This window comes from Pyxidicoccus xibeiensis (assembly GCF_024198175.1).
GTDB lineage: Bacteria > Myxococcota > Myxococcia > Myxococcales > Myxococcaceae > Myxococcus > Myxococcus xibeiensis.
Genome location: NZ_JAJVKV010000001.1, coordinates 295,333 through 314,576, shown reverse-complemented (window position 1 = coordinate 314,576; position 19,244 = coordinate 295,333). Strand labels below are relative to the sequence as shown.

General features: G+C 71.8%; 17 protein-coding genes. 8 read left to right on the top strand and 9 right to left on the bottom strand.

Translation table 11 applies throughout. The features are described 5' to 3' along the window. Window positions 1-349: 349 nt before the first annotated feature. A complete protein-coding gene (locus LXT23_RS01245; protein ID WP_253978194.1) occupies window positions 350-1,630 on the bottom strand; it encodes a lipoprotein N-acyltransferase Lnb domain-containing protein in 1,281 nt (426 codons plus the stop codon). Between the two features lie 161 nt (window positions 1,631-1,791). Between LXT23_RS01245 and LXT23_RS01240 the strand changes: the two genes are divergently transcribed. Further along, the gene (locus tag LXT23_RS01240) at window positions 1,792-2,316 is read left to right on the top strand and encodes a hypothetical protein (RefSeq protein WP_253978193.1); all 525 of its coding nucleotides are present in this window, start codon (window positions 1,792-1,794) and stop codon (window positions 2,314-2,316) included. Between the two features lie 3 nt (window positions 2,317-2,319). On the opposite strand, the gene LXT23_RS01235 is transcribed toward LXT23_RS01240, so the two are convergent. Beyond that, on the bottom strand, window positions 2,320-3,162 hold the full coding sequence (locus tag LXT23_RS01235) for an urease accessory protein UreD (RefSeq protein WP_253978192.1): 843 nt from the start codon (window positions 3,160-3,162) through the stop codon (window positions 2,320-2,322). 164 nt (window positions 3,163-3,326) lie between these two features. On the opposite strand from LXT23_RS01235, the gene LXT23_RS01230 reads away from it, so the two are divergent. From LXT23_RS01230 to LXT23_RS01215, 4 genes are all read left to right on the top strand, one after another. Beyond that, entirely contained in the window at window positions 3,327-3,611 is a 285-nt protein-coding gene (locus tag LXT23_RS01230) for a hypothetical protein (protein ID WP_253978191.1), read from the top strand. Window positions 3,612-3,655: 44 nt separating this feature from the next. Continuing rightward, the gene (locus LXT23_RS01225; protein WP_253978190.1) at window positions 3,656-3,940 is read left to right on the top strand and encodes a hypothetical protein; all 285 of its coding nucleotides are present in this window, start codon (window positions 3,656-3,658) and stop codon (window positions 3,938-3,940) included. 121 nt (window positions 3,941-4,061) lie between these two features. Further along, window positions 4,062-7,166: a serine/threonine-protein kinase gene (locus LXT23_RS01220; protein ID WP_253978189.1), complete on the top strand. Its 3,105-nt coding sequence runs from the start codon at window positions 4,062-4,064 to the stop codon at window positions 7,164-7,166. Then, on the top strand, window positions 7,163-8,056 hold the full coding sequence (locus tag LXT23_RS01215; RefSeq protein WP_253978188.1) for a sigma factor-like helix-turn-helix DNA-binding protein: 894 nt from the start codon (window positions 7,163-7,165) through the stop codon (window positions 8,054-8,056). Before LXT23_RS01220 ends, LXT23_RS01215 begins: the two co-directional genes overlap by 4 nt. Window positions 8,057-8,068: 12 nt before the next feature. Here the strand turns inward: LXT23_RS01215 and LXT23_RS01210 are convergent, their stop codons facing one another. The 4 genes from LXT23_RS01210 to LXT23_RS01195 form a co-directional block, all read right to left on the bottom strand. Beyond that, window positions 8,069-8,980: a LysR substrate-binding domain-containing protein gene (locus LXT23_RS01210; RefSeq protein ID WP_253978187.1), complete on the bottom strand. Its 912-nt coding sequence runs from the start codon at window positions 8,978-8,980 to the stop codon at window positions 8,069-8,071. 102 nt (window positions 8,981-9,082) lie between these two features. After that, complete coding sequence (locus tag LXT23_RS01205; RefSeq protein WP_253978186.1) at window positions 9,083-9,448, bottom strand: PilZ domain-containing protein; 366 nt, start codon at window positions 9,446-9,448, stop codon at window positions 9,083-9,085. A gap of 92 nt (window positions 9,449-9,540) precedes the next feature. Further along, window positions 9,541-10,239, bottom strand: a complete 699-nt coding sequence (locus LXT23_RS01200) for a TFIIB-type zinc ribbon-containing protein (RefSeq protein WP_253978185.1) — start codon at window positions 10,237-10,239, stop codon at window positions 9,541-9,543. A 45-nt stretch (window positions 10,240-10,284) separates the two neighbouring features. Continuing rightward, window positions 10,285-11,400 carry a hypothetical protein gene (locus LXT23_RS01195; RefSeq protein WP_253978184.1) on the bottom strand — a complete coding sequence of 372 codons (1,116 nt, stop codon included), beginning with the start codon at window positions 11,398-11,400 and terminating at the stop codon, window positions 10,285-10,287. A 140-nt stretch (window positions 11,401-11,540) separates the two neighbouring features. On the opposite strand from LXT23_RS01195, the gene LXT23_RS01190 reads away from it, so the two are divergent. Then, window positions 11,541-13,250 carry a glycoside hydrolase family 71/99-like protein gene (locus LXT23_RS01190; protein ID WP_407692860.1) on the top strand — a complete coding sequence of 570 codons (1,710 nt, stop codon included), beginning with the start codon at window positions 11,541-11,543 and terminating at the stop codon, window positions 13,248-13,250. An 80-nt stretch (window positions 13,251-13,330) separates the two neighbouring features. Then, on the top strand, window positions 13,331-16,135 hold the full coding sequence (locus LXT23_RS01185; RefSeq protein WP_253978183.1) for a M20/M25/M40 family metallo-hydrolase: 2,805 nt from the start codon (window positions 13,331-13,333) through the stop codon (window positions 16,133-16,135). Between the two features lie 73 nt (window positions 16,136-16,208). On the opposite strand, the gene LXT23_RS01180 is transcribed toward LXT23_RS01185, so the two are convergent. Next, window positions 16,209-16,751 (bottom strand): lipocalin-like domain-containing protein, encoded by a 543-nt coding sequence (locus tag LXT23_RS01180; protein WP_253978182.1) that lies wholly within the window; start codon window positions 16,749-16,751, stop codon window positions 16,209-16,211. A 14-nt stretch (window positions 16,752-16,765) separates the two neighbouring features. Beyond that, on the bottom strand, window positions 16,766-17,485 hold the full coding sequence (locus LXT23_RS01175; RefSeq protein WP_253978181.1) for an SDR family oxidoreductase: 720 nt from the start codon (window positions 17,483-17,485) through the stop codon (window positions 16,766-16,768). 117 nt (window positions 17,486-17,602) lie between these two features. Between LXT23_RS01175 and LXT23_RS01170 the strand changes: the two genes are divergently transcribed. Further along, window positions 17,603-18,190 carry a CGNR zinc finger domain-containing protein gene (locus tag LXT23_RS01170; RefSeq protein WP_253978180.1) on the top strand — a complete coding sequence of 196 codons (588 nt, stop codon included), beginning with the start codon at window positions 17,603-17,605 and terminating at the stop codon, window positions 18,188-18,190. Window position 18,191: 1 nt separating this feature from the next. On the opposite strand, the gene LXT23_RS01165 is transcribed toward LXT23_RS01170, so the two are convergent. Beyond that, window positions 18,192-19,184, bottom strand: coding sequence for a LysR family transcriptional regulator (locus LXT23_RS01165; protein WP_253978179.1), 993 nt, complete (start codon window positions 19,182-19,184; stop codon window positions 18,192-18,194). Between the last annotated feature and the right edge of the window lie 60 nt (window positions 19,185-19,244).

Here is a 19,244-nt window from a genome sequence, read left to right as displayed (position 1 = left end):
GAGGGCCCGAGCCCGGAATGAGCGTTCCTTCCGCGCAGCGGCCTGCCAGGCCCGCCATCCCGAGCCCGGAATGAGCGTTCCTTCCGCGCAGCGGCCTGCCAGGCCCGCCACCCCAAGCCCGGAATGAGCGTTCCTTCCACGCAGCGGCCTGCCCTGGCCATCCCCCGAGCCTGAAAGGAACGTTCCTTCCGCGCAGCGGCCTGCCAGGCCCGCCACCCCAAGCCCGGAATGAGCGTTCCTTCCACGCAGCGGCCTGCCCTGGCCATCCCCCGAGCCTGAAAGGAACGTTCCTTCCGCCCTTACGATGACTCCCAGCGGGCCATGCATGACCCAGTGGTAGTTGCATGCCTCAGGTGCGCTGGAGCCGCGCGTGGAGGGACACGGTGGCGCTGGCGGCCCGGCGGAGCAGCAACCCGTGCGCCACGCCGAGGCCGAGGTTGGCGGCGAGCGGCAGCGACAGTGGCACCTGACTGACTGCGCCGGTGACGGGCAGGAGCTGGAGCACCAGCGCGAGCAGCGTGCCGGCGCAGAGCACGGCCACACAGCGGCGGGCCTGCTGCTCCGCACCGCCAATTCCGAGCGCCATCGCGAGGCCGAGCGGCAGCAACGCGAAGGTGAGGGGATTCGCCAGCAGCAGGCCGACCTCAGGACGCAGGGCGGGGTGCTCGGAGAGGAGCCGGAGCACGAACCCGGCCAGCCCCACGGTGCCGAGCGTCACGCCGACCAGCGCATGACACAGCCCGAAGAGGACACGCACCCACCGGGAGCCCCGGCACCTGCGCAGGGCCGCGAGCAGCACCGCCATCACAGCGAGCGTCGTGCCGATGAGCAGCTCGCGCCTCACGGTGGAGACCGGCACCTCGGGAACAGGGCCCGCGCGTGACAGGTGCTCGTCGTACCGCCGGCCCACCAGTCGCACGCGGCCGTCCGCCCCCTCCGCGAGGGTGACGTCCGCGACCAGCCGCGCCAGCTCCACCGGCGTGAAGACCTCCTGCCAGCGCGTCACCGGCACATCCACGGTGGCGTTGAGCCAGAGGCCCAGCATCAGGTCCACTCCCGGAGCCCGCCAGGCATGCCGCCGCAGGTGCTCACGAGGGGTGAGGCGGGCCGGGCCGGTGGCGGCACTTCGCAGTGCCCCGTCGAGCGCCTCGTCGAGGGCATCCCGCAGCCTCGTCGCGCAGTTGGCCTCGGTGGGGTGGTACCGGTACTCGCGGTGCTCGGGCCGCACGTCGTGCTGCAGCCGGGCCAGGAGTCGCCGCCGCTGCTCCACGGTGAGGTCCAGCTCCTGCACGGAGATGGAGCGGTCCTGCTCCCGGTAGAGGAAGAACGCGGACTGCACCGGCACCCGTCCCGCCCAGAAGGTCGGCTGCTTCACGAGGAACTCGAAGGCCGCGCCCCGCCCGAAGGACGACATGCCGTAGCCATAGAGGAAGCTCGCGCCCAGCCGCGTGTCCTCGACCCACAGCGCGCTGTGGCCGAAGAGGTGGTGCACGTCCGGCCCGGGACCGAAGGTGACCAGCTTCATGCGCAGGTCCTCGGGCCGCGTGCCGAAACCCTCCGGAGGCGCGGCGTCGACGGCCGTGCTCCACGACAACACGATGACCAGGAGGAGTGTCGCGTGTCTTGCCATGCGCGCGGGTATCGCGCGGCCCTCACGGCGGGGGCAGTGCAAGAAGATTGGCAGTGTTCACGCCGGGGCCTTCAAGACACCTTGCCGCCAGCTCGCGCCGGCTGGGTGGCGCGGCTGTCGTGTTCCTTCCGAGCCCGACCCACAACGAAAGAGCTGACAACATGACTGGAACCCGTTTCTTGAATGGAGTCTCCCGGCGCGCCCTCGCGACCCTGGGGGCCGCCCTGGCCGTGACCTTCCTCGCGCTGACGCCCGGTACCGCGAGCGCGGGTGACGGCGACCGTCAAATCACCAAGCTGCGCATCACCATCCTCACCGCGGATGACAACCTGCGCCAGGCGAGCCGCGCCGTGGCCGCCCTCAAGTATGAGAATGCCTACGGCGAGGTGCTCAGCGCGGGAGGCCACCTGAACAACGCCGCGGAGTGGCCCAACTGGTCCTCGCGCACCGTGGACATCCTGATGCCCACGGGCGTCGTGCTCAGCCGGCTGCACGAGTTCAGCATCCAGTTCACCTCGGGCCAGCCGGACATCTTCTCCACCGGGGACAACTGGAACATGGCCAGCGTCCTGGTGGTGGGCATCCTCGACGATGAGAGCGAGCTCGTCCTGGTGAATCAGGCGAACAGCCCCTACCTGCACCGCTTCAAGAGCGACGCGTTCACCCGCTGGGCCACGCCGCTCTGAGGCTCACACCCGCCGCGCCCACGGGTCGTCGCCGAGCAGCGGCGGCAGGAATGACAGCCAGGCGCGGGTGGTGCGCAGCAGCTCCTCCACGGAGACGGCGGCGGCACGCAGCAGCAGGCCGCCGCCGCCCAGCGGGCTGACGGAGGGGATGAGCGCCGCGCGTGAGGAGACGGGCAGCGCGGCCACCTGTGCGGCCAGGGCCTCGCGAGCGGTCGCCAGCGCCGGGCCCACCAGCAGCACGGAGGCCAGCGCGTTGAAGCGGCCCAGGCGCTCGGCGAGCGGCCCATGCGTGGGGTCCAGCAGCCAGCGCTCGTCCACCAGGGCGCGGCCGCCCACGCTGACGCGCAGGGTGGAGGTGTAGTGCGAGAAGGCCCAGCGCTCGCCGCTGGCGTCACGGCCGGACGTCACCGGGTCCACGAGCACGAGCGAGGCGCCCGGCGCCAGCCGCACGTCCAGCGTCTGGGCATACCGCGCCTCGGTGAAACACACGGTGGGGTCCGGCACCACGGCGAGCAGCGCGCCTTCCTCCACGCGCGCCGTCAGCTCGCTGCGGCAGCCCCGGGGGGAGCGGTAGACGCGGTTGGCCCCCTGCGTGGACACCAGCGCCGACGCGCCCGGGGCCACGTCCACCTCCAGCGACACGTGGTCCCCATCCACCAGCCCGCCGCCCAGCGAGCTGGTGTACGCCCAGGCGGCGTGGCCGTGGTTGCGCGGGGTGAGCAGCCGCAGCGGGCTGTGCGCCAGCGCGGTGCGCACCACGGTGCGAGCTCCCACGCGCTCGAACGCGAGCCGCGCCAGCCCTGCGCGTCCTGCTCGCTGTGTCTCCAGGTGCCCGGCTGTCGTCATCGCTGACACATTGAGGCACCCGGCCCCCGAGCTCAATGTCTCGCGCCATGTATACAAACCAGACAGATAAGTAAAAGCCGCGATATCAGCAATACGTGCAGGTTTGCTTCAATGGCGTGGTGCCGTGCATGTCGCCGGCACCAGCCAAGGACACCCCCGTGAACATGAAGGTCGTGATTTTCAGCATGGCGCTGGGAGGGCTTCTCTCCGCCTGTGGCGGCGCTCCCGACGAGCTCGTGGACGGCACCGCGGACCAGGCGCTCGGCACGGCGGAGCAGGCCGTCTGTGAGAGCTGGGAGGAGGGTGGGCGGTACTGCACCTATAAGTGTGACCCGGGAGACCCCTACCGCTTCGCCGCCTACGGCTCCGTCCCCTACGGCGAGTGTCGCGAGTACGCGAGGTCGAGGTGCGGCCACGAGGCCTACAGCGTCTGCTGGAGCAGGCTCTGATTCACGGCAGTCCTCCCACACACACCATTTCAAGGACAGCTCCCATGAACATGAAGACCCTGCTCATCAGCCTCGCCTTCGGTGGTCTCCTCTCCGCGTGTGGTGGCCTGCCCGAGGAGGAGCTCCCCGTCGTGGACGAATCGCTCGGCTCGTCGGAACAGGCCCTCTGTGAGACCTGGGAAGAGGGCGGGCGCCGCTGCACCTTCAAGTGCACCGCCAACGGCCCGTGGCTGGTCTACGCGGCGGGCCAGATTGCCTACGGGCAGTGCCGGAGCACGGCGGACGCCTTCTGCAAGGGCGACGCGTACGCCGCCTGCTGGAGCATCTAGCCCGCGGCCGCGCGCTGGCTGACCGCGCTGGGCTGTGGCTGGATTTGTGCGGCAGCGGTGGACGGCCCCCTCCCAACGGCGGGGTCGGGGAATCCCGGAACCCTGGTACGCTTGTTACGGTATGGCGATGTGCCCGGGTGAGACCACGCTGACGGACCTCCTGGCGGGAGTGCTGCCGGAGGAGCAGCGGGCCCGGGTGCTGACGCATGTGGAGGCGTGCACCGACTGTCAGCGGGTGCTGGCGGCGGGCGGCGGCGACTCCATCCTGTCCGGGGTGGAGGCGTGCGCCACCGCGGCCTCCGCGCCGCTGGAGCGAGGCGCCACGCTGTCGCGCTACGTGGTGCTGGAGCGCATCGGTGCCGGGGCCATGGGCGTGGTGTACGCGGCCTATGACCCGGAGCTGGACCGGCAGGTGGCGCTCAAGGTGCTCCACCCGGAAGGCCGGCAGGTGGAGGAGCTGCGGCTGCGGCTGGTGCTGGAGGCGCAGGCGCTGGCGCGCCTCTCGGACACCCACGTCGTCGGCGTCCATGACGTGGGCCGGCACGGGGACGCGGTCTTCCTGGCCATGGAGCTGGTGGACGGCACCACGCTGGCGGAGTGGCTGAAGCAGCCCCGCTCCTGGCAGGAGGTGCTGCGCGTCTTTCGCGAGGCGGGGCAGGGGCTGGCGGCGGCGCACGCGGCGGGGCTGGTGCACCGCGACTTCAAGCCCACCAACGTCCTCGTCGGCCGGGACGGGCGGGCGCGGGTGACGGACTTCGGCATGGCCCGGCCCCTCAACCGCGCGGGCCCCACGGCCTCACGGAGCGCGCGGGAGCCAGGGCCGACGCCGACCAGTCCGCTGTCCAGCCCGCTGACGCGCACGGGCATGCTGCTGGGCACGCCGGCGTACATGGCCCCGGAGCTGGTGGAGGGCCGGAGGGCGGACGCGCTGTCGGACCAGTTCAGCTTCTGCGTGGCGCTCCACGAGGCGCTCTACCGCGTGCGGCCCTTCGCGGGCGACAGCCTGGAGGCGGTGACGCGCGCCGCGCTCGAGGGCCGGGTGCGCCCGGCGGGCCGGGACACGAAGGTGCCCGCCTGGGTACGGCGCGCGGTGGTGCGGGGGCTCCAGCCCCGCCCGGAGGACCGCTTCCCCTCCATGGAGGGTCTGCTCGCGGCGCTCACGCCGCCCCCCCGCCGCACGTGGGCCCGCGTGGCGGTGCTGGCCACCGCCGCGAGCGCGCTGGGGGCGGTGGTGGCGTACGGCATGGCGCATCGGAGCGAGGCGCGCTGTGAGCAGGAGGCGGAGCGGCTCGGCGTGGCCTGGGGCTCCACGCAGCGGGAGCGGGTGCGCGCGGCCTTCCTCGCCACGGGGGCGCCGTACGCGTCCGTCGCCTGGGAGAAGGTCTCCGCGACGCTGGACGCGCATGCCTCCCGGTGGCGCGAGCTGCGCGTCGAGGCCTGCCTCAAGGGCCACAGCACTCCCACCAGCGCCGCCTGGCAGACGACGGCGTGCCTGGACTCGCGGCTGTGGCAGCTGGCCGCGGTCACCGACGTGCTGGCGCACGCGGACGGGCAGACGGTGCGCAACGCCCAGCAGCTCACCGCGTCGCTGGAGGGGCTCGCCAGCTGCATCGACGCCCCGGCGCTCTCCACGCGCCCGCAGCCACCGGATGCGCTCAAGCCCCGGGTGGACGCCGCGCGGCGCGCGCTGTCGGAGGCCCAGGCCCAGCTCGCCGCGGCCCGCTTCACCGAGGGCATCCAGCGCACGTCGGCGCTCCTGGAGGAAATCAAGGGCCTGGACTACCGGCCGCTGGAGGCGGAGGTGCTCCTCGTCCACGGGCAGCTCCATGCCCAGGGCGACAAGGCGAAGGAGGCGGAGGACATCCTCTACCGGGCGCTGTGGGCCGCCGAGGCCGGACGCGACGACGAGACGGTGGCGCGCACCTGGAACTTCCTGCTCTGGGTGGTGGGGGACCTGCTCTCCCGCCCCGCGGATGCGGAGCGCATCGTCCGCCACGCAGAGGCCGCGGTGCAGCGGCTGGGGCGCGAGCGCTTCCCCGCCATCGCCGCGGACCTGCACCACCGGCTGACCATGGTGCGCCTGCAGCAGGGCCGGTACACCGAGGCGGACGAGGAGGCCCGCCGGGGCCTGGAGCTGGCGCGCCGTACGCATGGCGCGGACAGCCTGCGCACCGCCGACTTCATCTACAACCTCGCCCGGGTCCGCTACCGCCTCAGGCGGTATTCCGAGTCGGCGGAGCTGCACCGGCAGGCGCTCGAGCTGCGCGAGCGCCACCTGGGCGTCGACCACCCCGAGCTCGTCAGCAGCATCAACGGCCTCGCCATCGTGCTGGAGGAGCTGGGCCGGACCGAAGAGGCGCTGGCGGGCTTTCGCCGCTCCATCGCCCTCCACGACAGCAGCGGGACACCGGAGCACAGGTCCCTGGCGGTCCCGCTCAGCAACCTGGGCGCGTGGTACAGGACCCAGGGCCGCCTGCGGGAGGCCCGGGAGCACTTCGAGCGGGCCTACGCCATCTTCGAGCGGGCCTATGGACCCGACCACCCCAGTACGGCCGTCACGCTCGCGAACCTGGCCCGGCTGTCCGGTGACGAGGACAGAATCGAGGAAGCCCTCGCGCAGCTCCAGGACGCCCTGGAGCGCTTCCAGCGCTCGCTGGGCCCGGACTCGCCGCGCAGCGCCACGGCGCTCCTCTACCGCGCGTACGTCCACGAGCGTGTGGGGCACTACTCCGAAGCGCGGCGTGACCTGCTGCGGGTGCAGGCCATCCTGGAGAAGGCGCATGGCCCCGGGAAGGGCAACTCGGTCATCCCGCTGTCGCCCCTGGCCGCCCTGGCCCTGCGCGCGGGGGCGCCCCGGGAGGCGCTCGGGTACTGCCAGCGCGCCCTGGAGTTCAACGAGCGCGCCGATGGGCCGGACTCGATGGAGTCCGCCCGGAGCCAGACCTGCGTCGCGGAGGCCTACGTGGCGCTGCGCCTTCCGGAGAAGGCCGTGCCGCTCGCCGAACGCGCGCGCGAGCGGCTGGCCAGCTCCATCAGCGAGCGGATGGACACGGCCTGGGCCACCTTCGTGCTGGCCCGGGCATTGATGGCGCTCCAGCCGCCGGAGCGCGAGCGCGCTCTCGTCCTGGGCCAGGAGGCCCGCTCGCGCTATGAGGCCCTGGGCATCCGCGCCCGCCCGGAGCTGGAGCAGGTGCGGGCCTGGCTGCGGCGGGAGGGCGTGAGATGAGCACGACACCGGAACGGAACTCGCTGACCGCGCTGCTGCGCGCCTATGTCCCGCTGGAGCTGCGGCCCCGGGTGGACGCGGTGCCGGAGCTGGAGGCGCTGCTGGAAGGGCACCTGACGGCGGCCCGGGCCGCGTGGCCCACGGTGCCACTGCCGGTGGAGGACTTCCTGCGCCACGTGGCCCGGCACCTCCCCGCCGAGGCGACGGAGGACGTGCTGCGCCAGCTGCACGGCGCGGACCTGTACCTCGCGTGCGCCTGCGCGGCGGGCACCCCGCAGGCGCTGCTCGCCTTCGACCAGCATGTCCTCCGGAAGGTGCCCTCGCGGCTGGGCCCGCTGCCCCGCGCCACCGTGGACGAGGTGCTGCAGGTGCTCCGCGCGCGGCTGCTGATGGCCCGGGGCGAGGCGCCGCCGCGCATCGCGGACTACTCCGGCCGGGGCCCGCTGGTGGCCTGGGTGCGCATCACCGCCGCGCGCATCGCCGGCGAGCTGGCCAGCCGGGACGGCCGCCAGGAGCTGTTCGACGAGCCGCCCGAGGCGCTCGCGCGGATGCTCTCCACCGGGGACCCGGAGAACGAGCTGCTGCGCAAGGACTCGCGCGAGCTGCTGGTGGACGTGCTCCGCTCCGTGCTGGCGGCGATGCCGGAGCGCGAGCGCGCGCTGCTGCGGCTGCACCACCTCCATGGCTTCACCCTGGACCGGCTCGCCGCGCTGTACGGGGAGTCGCGCTCCGGCATGCAGCGGCAGGTGGCCCATGCCCGCGAGCGGCTGATGAAGCTCACCCGCACGGAGCTCGCCAGCCGGATGCGGCTGGAGGCCCCGGAGCTGGAGAGCCTGCTGGGCCTCGTGAGCAGCCGGCTGGACCTCAGCCTCCACCGCCTGCTCGGCTGAGGCGCCCGCCCGCTACCTCCGGGGCCAGGCCTCGCGCATGGCCCCGGCCACCTCCTGGAGCGCGTCCCGGAAGGGCGAGCGCTTCCTCCAGATGAGGGCGAGCGTCCGCTTGGGCGCCGGGGCGGCGAAGGGGCGCACCCGCAGGTCCGAGCGCTTCGCCTCGGTGGAGACGGCCAGCGCGGGCAGCAGGGTGACGCCGGCGCCCGAGGCAATCATCTGCGTGAGGGTGGGGAAGCTCGTCGCGCGGAACTCCAGCTCGTGCGCGCGGGCCTTCGCACACAGCGCCAGCGCCTGCTCCCGGAAGCAGTGCCCCTCGTCCAGCAGCAGCACGTCCTCCCCCCGCAGCTCGGAGGGAAGGACGTCCCCCTTCTTCTGGCCGAGCGGGTGGTCCTTCGGCGTGACGAGAAAGAACGGGTCATCCGCGAGCACCGCCGACTCCACGTCGCCCAGCTCCGCCTCCAGGGCCACCAGCGCGCCGTCCAGGACTCCGCGCTCCAGCTCGCGGGCGAGCGCCTCCGTCTTGTCCTCCAGCCAGCGCAGGGTGAGCTGCGGGAAGCGCTTTCGCAGCGTGGGCGTCACCGCGGGCAGCAGGTAGGGCGACACGGTGGGGATGACCCCCAGCCGCAGCGTGCCGCTGAGCGGGTCGCCCGCCCGCCGGGCCGCCTCCATCAGCGCGTCCACCTCCACCAGCAGCCGTCTCGCACGTTCGACCAGCTCCATTCCCACCGTGGTCAACAACACGCGCCGCCGGTCGCGCTCGAACAGCTGCACCCCCAGCACGCCCTCGAGCTGGGCAACCTGCGCGCTCAGCGACGGCTGGGACACATGGCACCGCTCCGCGGCCTTCCGGAAGCTGAGCAGGTCCGCCACCGCCACGACATATTGGAGCTGGCGCAGGGTGAAGGGATGGGGCGCGAGGTTCATGGCCCCAGCCTATCAACTCCATCCAGACGATATCTTGGCGCGCTCAGTCCCGGGAGCGGGATGAGCTGGTGAAGAACCTGGTGGGCTCCGGGACGGGGGCGGCTACGGCGAGTCCGGGCTGCCCTCGTCCTCGGGGACGAGCACCGTCTTGAGCTGGTCCAGGACGTCGGGCTCCACGTCGGTGAAGGCGAGCCCCACCTCGAAGCGGGCCACCTCGCCGGCGGGCAGCTTCTTCGTCCACGCCACGCGTGCGTGGCACCGCAGCGAGGTGCCGTCCTTGAGGAACAGGTCCAGCTCCAGGGGGCTGTTATCCGCGTAGAGGTCGTCGGAGTAGATGCGGATGCCGCCGAGGCTGGCGTCCAGCACCTGCTGCTTCTCCACGCGCCTCAGTCTCGCGGGCCGGGCGTACAGCGGCGCGGCCAGCCGGGGAAACCGGCGACGTTCCGAGGGAGTGTCATTCGCGCTCACGCTGTGCCTCATCAGCCTTCTCCGAGAATGGTCCGGCCGGTCCTCGCGGACTGCGTGCAAGAGCATAGGGGATACTGTGGCTCCCTAGGAAATCAGCTGAAGATTTCGAAGAGGCCCGCGAGCACCACCCCCATGGCCTCGCCGACCGCCGAGCCCACGGTGGAGGCCCCGTCCACCACCACGTCGACGACGGTGCCGGCGTTGTCGACGATGACCTCCAGCGTGACCTCGGCCACCACCTCCACGGCGGTCTCCGTCACGGCTCCCACCACCTCCAGCCCCGAGTCCCGGAGCTGGGAGCGCACCGGGTCCGGACCGCCAGCGGCCGCCTGGGAAGCGGCCAGGGCGGCCGCGGTGGCGGCGGCCACCGCCACGCCGCCCACCAGGGGACGGAGCGAGCTCTTCGGTGCACGGCTGAGGAGGGTGAGCTCGTTCGCATCCAGCCAGAGGCCGTGACACTGCCCGCAGACGTCCACCGCGCAGACCTCCATCCGCACCTGGGAGAGGCGCTCGCCGCAGGTGGGACAGCCCACGGTCTGCGCGCCACACAGCCCGCAGTGGGTGCGGTCCGCGGCGACATGGTGTCGGGAGTGGGGGCAGCGCCGGGGCGCCTGGGCCAGCGCGTCCCACAGTGCTTCCGACTTCCAGGCCGAGGTCAGCCGCTCCAGCTCGCCGTGCTCCAGCCAGTGGCCCTTGCAGGTGTCACAGGTGTCCACCTGGACACCGTGGACCCGGGTGGTGCGCAGCGTCGTGTTCGTCTTCGTCTGGCAGATGGGGCAGGGCCGGCTCATGGGGACGGCATGTTTCCATGAAACCGGCGGCCCGGCACACCGGGGCTACAGGGCGTTCTGCACCGCCGTCTCCAGCTCCTGGCGGGGATACCAGTCCAGGGGGCGGCGGCCGTTCACCAGCTCCAGCGTCCCCTCCGTGAGCGACACGGCGGGGTGCCTGTCGGTGCGCAGGTGGATGCGCTTCACCTTCTCGCGCAGGGCCGCCCGGCCGACGTCGTCCTTCACCAGGGCATCCAGCACCTCACGCGTGCGCTCCGCGAGGAAGGCGAGGGCGCGCAGCTCGTCGGCGCTCCCCGCGTTGATTCCGGGGGCGAGCCCCACGACGAGGGCCGTCTCCGTGGCGGCGCGCACGCGGGCCTCCAGCGCCGCCAACTGGCGCTTCAGCTGGAGCAGCGAGGGGACCGGCACCGCGTCGCGCTTGAGGGCGCCGAAGGCGGGCACGTCATGGACGGTCACCGTCTCGATGGTGCCCACGGGGATGATGACCGCGTCATCGTAGGGGGTGTCGCTCTCTCGGGGCTGGTAGAGCAGCACGGCGCGGCCCTCGCGGCGGTCCTCCAGGATGTCCTTCACGAAGCCGGACACGGCGCGCCCGCTGCGCAGCGAGAGCGTCAGCCGGGGGAGCACCAGGGGGATGCCCGCCTCCTGGCGGCCGGCCATGCTGAGCGCCGCGTGCAGCACCGCGTCCAGGCCCTTGGCCCCGGAGTCGGTGAAGGCGCGCAGCAGGTCCTCGGCGTAGACATTGGCGGGCGTGGGCGCGGACTCCAGCGCCTGCTGGATGGCCTGCTGGCGGTCCTCCACCTCGTCCACGTTGGTGACCGGCTCGTGGTCCAGGGTGAGCACGCCGTCCTGGAAGCGGGCGACGCTGGACGCGGAGGAGTTGCCGGCGCTGTTGCGGATGACGACGCGCCGGAGCGAGCCCTGGAGCGACTCGCGGCCCAGGTCATCCTGGCAGATGGCGCGCAGCGCTCCGATGAGCGGCGCGAAGTACACCTTGGGCCACGCCTCCTCGTAGAGGTGCTCGTAGCCCTCCGCGGCGAGGCTGGCCCAGTCGACCTCCACCGTCACCTCGAAGCGCGCGGCGGCGTCCAGGTCCTTCTTGAGCTTCGGGTAGTGCGTCTCCTCGAACTGCTTCGCGGCCTTGCGCTCGGCGATGCCCATCCAGCCCTCCCGGGAGTTGGCGGGCGGGAGTCTCGTCCAGCGGGCGACGCCCCGACAACCCGGGTTGTCATTGGACGGGGAAAGTACGATATCCGAACAAAGTAGGTTTGTCGTGTCCTCGCAGTCCACTGGAGCCATTCATGAGGCGTCGTCGTCTGTTGTGGCTGGGCATGGCTGGAGCCCTCGCGTTCCTTGTCGGGTGTAATCCTCCAACACCCGAAGAAAGCAGGTCTCCGGACGAGGCGGGGACGTCCCGTGCTCCGGCGGCGGCGCCCGTGCGCGTTCCGAAGACGGTGGGCAAGAAGGTCTACGCCCACGTCATGCCCTGGTTCGAGACGCCCGCGTCCTCGGGCAATGGCGCCTGGGGCATCCACTGGACGATGGCGAACCAGAACCCCAACGTCGTGGACGGCTCGGGCCGGCGGCAGATTGCCTCCCACTACTACCCGCTCATCGGGCCCTATGCGTCCGGCGACAAGGACGTCATCGAGTACCAGTTGTTGCTGATGAAGTACGCGGGCGTGGATGGCGTCCTCGTCGACTGGCCGGGGACGGTGAATGCCTGGGACTACGCGAAGAACCGGCAGAACGCCGACGCCCTCATCGCCCGCACGGCGGCGGTGGGCCTGGACTTCGCGCTCGTCTACGAGGACCACAACATCAAGCTCGCCTTCGACGCGGGCTTCATCTCCAACAAGCTCGCGGCGGCGCAGAACGACATCAACGCGCTGAAGAACCAGTACTTCCCCCAGGGCAACCACATCAAGGTCAACAACGCGCCGCTGCTGCTCGTGTTCGGCCCGCAGACCTTCCAGTCGCCCGCCGAGTGGAGCAACCTCTTCGCGCCGCTGTCGCCGAAGCCCACCTTCCTGACGCTCTGGTACGAGTCCCCGGAGGCGGGCGGCAACGCGAGCGGTGAGTATGCGTGGATCTACTCGGACTTCACCGCGGGCCTGAATCACTTCTACAACAACCACCCGGTGCCCCTGAAGCTCGGCGTGGCGTACCCGGGCTTCCATACCTTCTACAGCGCGGGCGGCTGGGGCGGCCCCACCTGGAGCCTGCCGCACAACGGCCTGAGCAGCTTCGGGCAGACGCTGGACCTGGCGAAGAACAGCGGCAGCGTCAATCACATCCAGCTCGCCACGTGGAATGACTATGGCGAGGGCACCATGCTCGAGCCGACGCGCGAGTTCGGCTACGGCTTCCTCACCACGCTGCAGCAGAAGCTGGGCGTGCCCTACTCGCAGCGCGAGCTGGAGCTCATCAACACGCTGTACCAGCAGCGCAAGCAGTACGCGGGCAACGCGGCGAAGCAGGCCGAGCTGGACCAGGCCTTCTCGTACCTCGTCTCGCTCCAGGTCACCCAGGCGGCGAACATCCTCAACGGCGGGGGCTCCACGCCCACCAGCATCCCCCTCACCAACCCCGGCTTCGAGTCCGGGATGACGGGCTGGGCGACGTGGTCCCCCAACGGCACGGCGGCGGCCTTCAGCGAGACGTACAATGGCGCGCAGGCGGGCGCGTACCACCTGACGCACTGGCGCACGGCGCCGTTCGAGGCGTGGACGTACCAGGCCGTCTCCGGCCTGGCTCCCGGCAACTACAAGGTCCGCGCCTGGGTGCGGAAGGGCGGAGACTTCGAGTTCGCCCGCCTCCAGGTGCAGACGTGCGGTGGCTGCCCGCCGGTCTTCACCCTGCTGGGCACGTATGGCGGGTGGACGCAGGTCGAGACGCCGAGCATCTCCGTCACGGGTGGCTTCCTGGAAGTGGGCTTCCACTCCCGGGCTCCCGCGGCGAACGGCGCCAGCTTCATCCACATGGACAGCGTGGAGCTGCTCCGGCAGTAGCGGCACGGGGCGGGGGCGGAGTTGCACCATCCACCCGACTTCAATTGAGCTGGAGGGGAGGCTTTGCGATGGTCTCTTCCATGAAGCGTTGCCTCCTCCCATTTCTCGCCCTCGTCTCCTGTGCAACCCCGTCGGGCACGGCGCCCGCTCCGGAGGTCGCTGCTCCCGCCTCGGCGCCCACCGCGCCCGCGCTCCCCCAGGAGGTGCGGCTGGCCGACCTCCGGCAGCTCACCTTCGGAGGAGAGAACGCGGAGGCCTACTGGTCCTTCGACGGCCGGCAGCTGTCCCTCCAGGCCCGGCTGGAGGGCATGGGGTGTGACCGCATCTTCCGCATGGCCGTCGACGCGCAGGAGGCGAAGCCCGCGCTGACTCCGGTGTCGACCGGGCAGGGCGCCACCACGTGCGCGCACTTCCTCCCGGGAGACCAGGAGGTCATCTACGCGTCCACGCACCTGGGTGGCGACGCGTGCCCGCCGCGCCCCGACCACTCCATGGGCTACGTCTGGGCCCTCTACGACACCTACGACATCTTCAAGTCGGGCGCGGACGGTGTGCTGACGCATCTGACGGCGTCGCCCGGCTACGACGCGGAGGGCACCGTCTGCGCGAAGGACGGCTCCATCATCTTCACCTCCGTGCGGGATGGAGACCTGGAGCTGTACCGCATGGACCGGGACGGGAAGAACGTGCGGCGGCTGACGCACACGCCCGGCTATGACGGCGGCGCGTTCTTCAACGCAGACTGCACGAAGATTGTCTGGCGCGCCTCGCGGCCCCGGCCCGGCAAGGAGCAGGACGACTACAAGGCGCTGCTGGACAAGGGCCTGGTGCGGCCCACGAAGCTGGAGCTGTACGTGGCCAACGCGGACGGCTCGGAGGCGCGGCAGGTGACGTGGCTCAACGCCGCCGCCTTCGCGCCCTTCTTCCACCCCAACGGCCGGCGCATCCTCTTCTCGTCGAACCATGGCGACCCCAAGGGGCGCGAGTTCGACATCTGGGCGGTGGACGTGGACGGCTCCAACCTGGAGCGCATCACCCACGCCCCAGGCTTCGACGGCTTCCCCATGTTCTCCCCGGACGGGAAGTGGCTGGTGTTCTCCAGCAACCGCGCCACGGCGCCGGGCCGCAACGACACCAACGTCTTCCTCGCGCGCTGGGTGGAGGACGCGAAGCCCGCCGCCGCCCCTGAGACGGCCACGGAGCGCATCAAGCGGGACGCCACCTTCCTTGCCGCGCCGGAGCGCGACGGGCGCGGCATCGACACCCCGGGCCTGGAGGCGGCGGGGAGGTTCATCGAGACGCGCTTCCAGGAGCTGGGCCTGAAGCCCGCGGGAGACGGTGGCACCTACCGGCAGGTGTTCCCGGTGACGACGGCTGTGAAGGCCGGCGCCGGGACGCAGGTGACGCTCGGGGGCACGGTGGTGCCGGCGGACGCGTTCACGGTGCTCGGGTTCTCCTCGCAGGGCGTGGCCGAGGGGCCGCTGGTGTTCGCCGGCTACGGCATCGTGGAGCCGTCCCTGAAGGTGGACGACTACGCGAAGCTGTCGGTGAAGGGGAAGCTGGTCGTGGTGCGGCGCTTCGTGCCGGACTCGGCCACCTTCGCGGACACGGACAAGCAGCGGCGCTTCGGTGACCTCCGCTACAAGGCGTGGGTGGCGGCGCAGCGGGGCGCGAAGGCGCTCATCGTCGTGGACTGGCCGGAAGCACCTACGCCCGCGGTGAAGGACTGGAGCCCGCCGCCCGAGGCGTCGCTGCCCGGCCTCGCTCCCGAGGGCCACGGCGACGCGGGCCTCCCCGTGGTGGTGGTGAAGCGCTCGGTGATGGAGCCGCTGATGGGGCCGCTGACGCAGCGCAAGCGCGTGGAGGGGCGCATCGCGGTGAAGCTCGAGCCCGAGCAGCGCGACGCCTTCAACGTGGCGGGGCTGCTGGAGGCCGGGGAGGGCAAGGCGCCGGGCGCCATCGTCATCGGCGCGCACTATGACCACCTGGGCTTCGGCGGGCGCAACTCGCTGGCGCCGGACCGGCACGAGCCGCACGTCGGCGCGGACGACAACGCGTCGGGCGTGGCCGGCCTGCTGGAGATTGCGCGCACCCTCGCGGAGCAGCGGGGCCAGCTCAAGCGCGACGTGCTGTTCGTGGCCTTCTCTGGCGAGGAGACGGGGGTGCTCGGGTCCACGCACTTCACGCGGCAGCGGGGCGACGCCGGGATGAAGGGCATTGCCGCCATGCTGAACCTGGACATGGTGGGCCGGCTTCGCTCGGGCGGGCTGACGGTGCTGGGGGCCGAGTCCGCCTCGGAGTGGGGCCCGCTCGTCACCGCCGCCTGTGACAAGGCCCGGGTGTCGTGCAGCGCCAGCGGCGACGGCTACGGCCCGAGCGACCACTCGCCGTTCTATGCGGCGGGCGTCCCGGTGCTGCACTTCTTCACCGGGGCCCACTCGGACTACCACAAGCCCACGGACACGGTGGACGGCCTCAACGTGGCGGGCACGGCGCGGGTGGCGGGCATCGTCTCGGACGTCGCGCTGGCGCTGGATGGGAAGGCGGCGCTCACCTACCGCAAGGTGCCCTCACCGGCGCCGCGCGGGGACATGCGCAGCTTCAACGCCTCGCTCGGCACCGTGCCGGACTACGCGGGTCCGCCCCAGGGACAGAAGGGGATGTTGCTCGCGGGCGTGCGCGCCGGGGGCGCGGCGGACCAGGCGGGCATGAAGCGCGGTGACATCCTGGTGCGGCTGGGCAAGCACGGGATTGGCGGCGTGGAGGACCTGATGTTCGTGCTCAACAGCGCGAAGCCCGGCGAGACGGTGCGCGCCGTGGTCCTCCGCGAGGGGAAGGAAGTGCCGCTGGAGGTGACGTTCCAGGAGAGCAAGCGTCCCCGCTGAGCGCGGGGGGCGCGTCCGGCGCTCGACGTCGAACGTGGCCGGGCCCACCTGCCGTGCCCGCCTTTGAACGCGGCTACCGGCTCGCGGGTGTCACCGCGCGCCGCCACTTCACCTCGCCGACGGCGCCTGTTCCCCCGGTCGTCGGCGCGGGGACGGTGTACTTCAGCTCGTCGTCCGTCAGCGTGAAGGTGCGCCGCTGCTCCGTTCCCTCCCAGTTCGGGAACGAGGCGTGGTCGATGTGGAAGGTGATGGTGCGCTCCGCCTCGTCCACCGAGTACCGGCCGAAGTGGGAGTTGGCTCCCCGCACGGTGGCCTGGTTCTCCTCCGGCGTGCCCTGGTTCTTGTCGCTGGACGCGAACCGGGTGCGGCCCGCGCGCAGAATCTGGATGGAGTAGCGACCCTGGCCATCGAACATGAGGAGGCCCTGGGGCTCGGCGCCGTACAACTGCACGCGCTTGCCATCCGGGAGCACGTTGTCGACCAGGACGAGCGTCCAGGTCCCCACGAGCTGCTCCTTGAAGGACTTCTGCCGGGCGACCGCCTCGCTCGAGGAGGGGAGTACAGCCAGGAGCAGCAGGGACACGGCAGCGAGCGCACGCATATGGACTCGATTCATGGGGGTTCGTCCTCTCACATCAGCAGCCCACCGCCGTCCACGGAGAGGACGGTGCCGGTGAGGAAGGGGTTGGTCATGGCGAAGAGGGTGGCAGCGGCCAGGTCCTCCGTCTTGCCCACGCGGCGGGCGGGGGCCCTGCTGGCGTAGTCCGCGAAGAGCCGCTCGCGGGCCTCGGCGCTGAGCCGGTCCCAGAAGGAGCCCGAGTCCACCACGCCCGGCGAGATGGCATTGAGCCGCACCGGCGCCAGCTCCACCGCCATGGCCTTGGTGAAGGCCTCCAGGCCGCCATTGACCAGACTGGTGATGGCCGTGCCCACGGCGGGCTTCCACGCGCGGAAGCCGGAGAAGAAGGTGAACGAGCCCTCGGGAGAGACGCGCGGAGCGGCGTGCTTCACCAGGAAGATGGGCGCCCAGAGCTTGGCGGCGAAGGCCCGCTCGATGGCCGCTGCACCCAGCCCGGTGAGGGGGCCGACGGCGCCCTGACTGACGGTGCTCACCAGGTGGTCGAAGGCGCCCACCGCCGCGAAGAAGGCCGCCACCTCCGCTTCCACCGAGGCGTCGAGGACGCGCACCTCGCGGGGGCCATTCATCAAGTCGGCGGTGGCCTCCAGCGTCTCCCGCCTGCGGCCCGCCAGCACCACGCTGGCGCCCGCTCGCGAAGCCGCGACGGCCACGCCCCGCCCGATGCCCGAGCCAGCCCCAACGACAATCACCTTCCTGCCTTCCAGTTGCATGGGTGCGCCTTCCGTGACGGATGGAATCCCGTAACCGCATGAACAGGTTACAGAAGGGGGGTATGGTTGAAGTTCCGTAACCTGTCAACCCGGTTTCATGCTTTCTTGCGGAGCGTCATGGCACCTCGAAGACCTCAGGAGGGTGAGCTGCGGGACGGGTTCAAGTTCCGCTCGGGCCGGCTGTCGCTGGACCTGCCGGCGTCGCTGGCCGCCCGGCTCAAGGCCGAGCCGAAGGACCTGCTGGAGACGCCGCAGGACCTGGGCCGCTGGCTCGTGGCCGCCGGGCTGGCGCCGAAGGACCCGAAGCCCACGGCGGAGGAGCTGCGGCAGGCGCGCGAGCTTCGCGAGGCCCTCTACCGGCTGGCGGTGGCCCGCCTGCGCGACGAGGACCTCGACTTCAGAGACAGGGCGCTGGTGAACCGGTGGGCGGCGGAGCCGCCTCCGGCGCCGCAGCTGGGCCCCGAGGGGCTGACGTGGACGAGCGGAGGCGTGCGCTCACTGCTGGCGGCGGTGGCGCGGGACGGCGTGGAGCTATTGGGCGGCCCGCTGGCGGAGCGCATCCGCAACTGCGAGGGCGAGGGCTGCGCGCTCCTCTTCGTGGACACCTCTCGCTCCGGGCAGCGGCGCTGGTGCTCCATGTCGGGCTGCGGCAACAAGGCGAAGGTGGAGGAGTTCCGCCGTCGCCAGCGGGGAGAGGGCGGGTAGGTCAGCTCCGGGGCCTCCGCCGGACCGCTCCGCGTGCGGGGCGCTTCGGTGCTACCGGCGCGGACGCGGGCGCCTTGCTCCTGCTGGCCGCGCCCGACAGCCGCTCGGGGATGCGCGCCACGAGGAGGTCGATGGCCGCGCGCACCTTCGAGGGCAGGTGCTTGCTCTGCGGCCACACGGCGTAGATTTCATTGCCGTAGCGGGGCGCGTCCTTCAGGACCTCGACGAGCCGGCCCTCGCGCAGGTGCTCCGCGATGAGCCAGCACGGCAGCCACGCGAGCCCGGCGCCTCCCACCGCGGCGTCGGCGATGGCCTCCACGTCGTCGAAGCGCAGGCGGGCCGGGACGGACACGAGTCGCTCGCCGCCCTGGCCATCCGGAAACCGCCAGGGCTTGCCCACACCGTTGCGCCCGTAGGCGATGGCCTCGTGGGTCACCAGCTCGTCGAGGGACTTCGGGGCGCCGTGCCGCGCCAGATAGCCCGGTGAGGCGCAGACCACCATGGACTGCACTCCCAGCCGGCGGGCCGTCAGGCCCGCCTGGTCGGCGAGGGGCGCGACGCGGATGGCCAGGTCGAAGCCGTCCTCGACGAGGTCCACCACGCGGTCGCTGAAGGCCATCTCCAGCTGCAGGCCGGGATGCTGGCGCGTCAGCTCCCACAGCAGCGGCGCGACGCAGTGCCGGCCAACCATCACCGACGCACTCACCCGCAGGCGGCCGGTGGGCGCGCGCCGGCCGGAGTCCAGCGCGGCCTCGGCGGCCTCCAGCTCCGCCAGCGCGCGCACGCAGCGCTCGTAGAACGACTGCCCATCCTCGGTGAGGCTCTGCCGGCGCGTGGTGCGCTGGAACAGGCGCGTCTCCAGCCGCTCCTCCAGCCGGGAGATGCTCTTCCCGATGGCCGAGCGCGACAGCCCCATGCGCTCGGCCGCGAGCGCGAAGCTGCCAGCCTCCGCGGCCTGCACGAAGGCGAGGACTCCACTGAGGCGGTCCGTCATGGCGGTTGCTCCGATTGGTGCCTGGAAGTCGCCAGTGATTCGACAAACTGTCGTCACTGG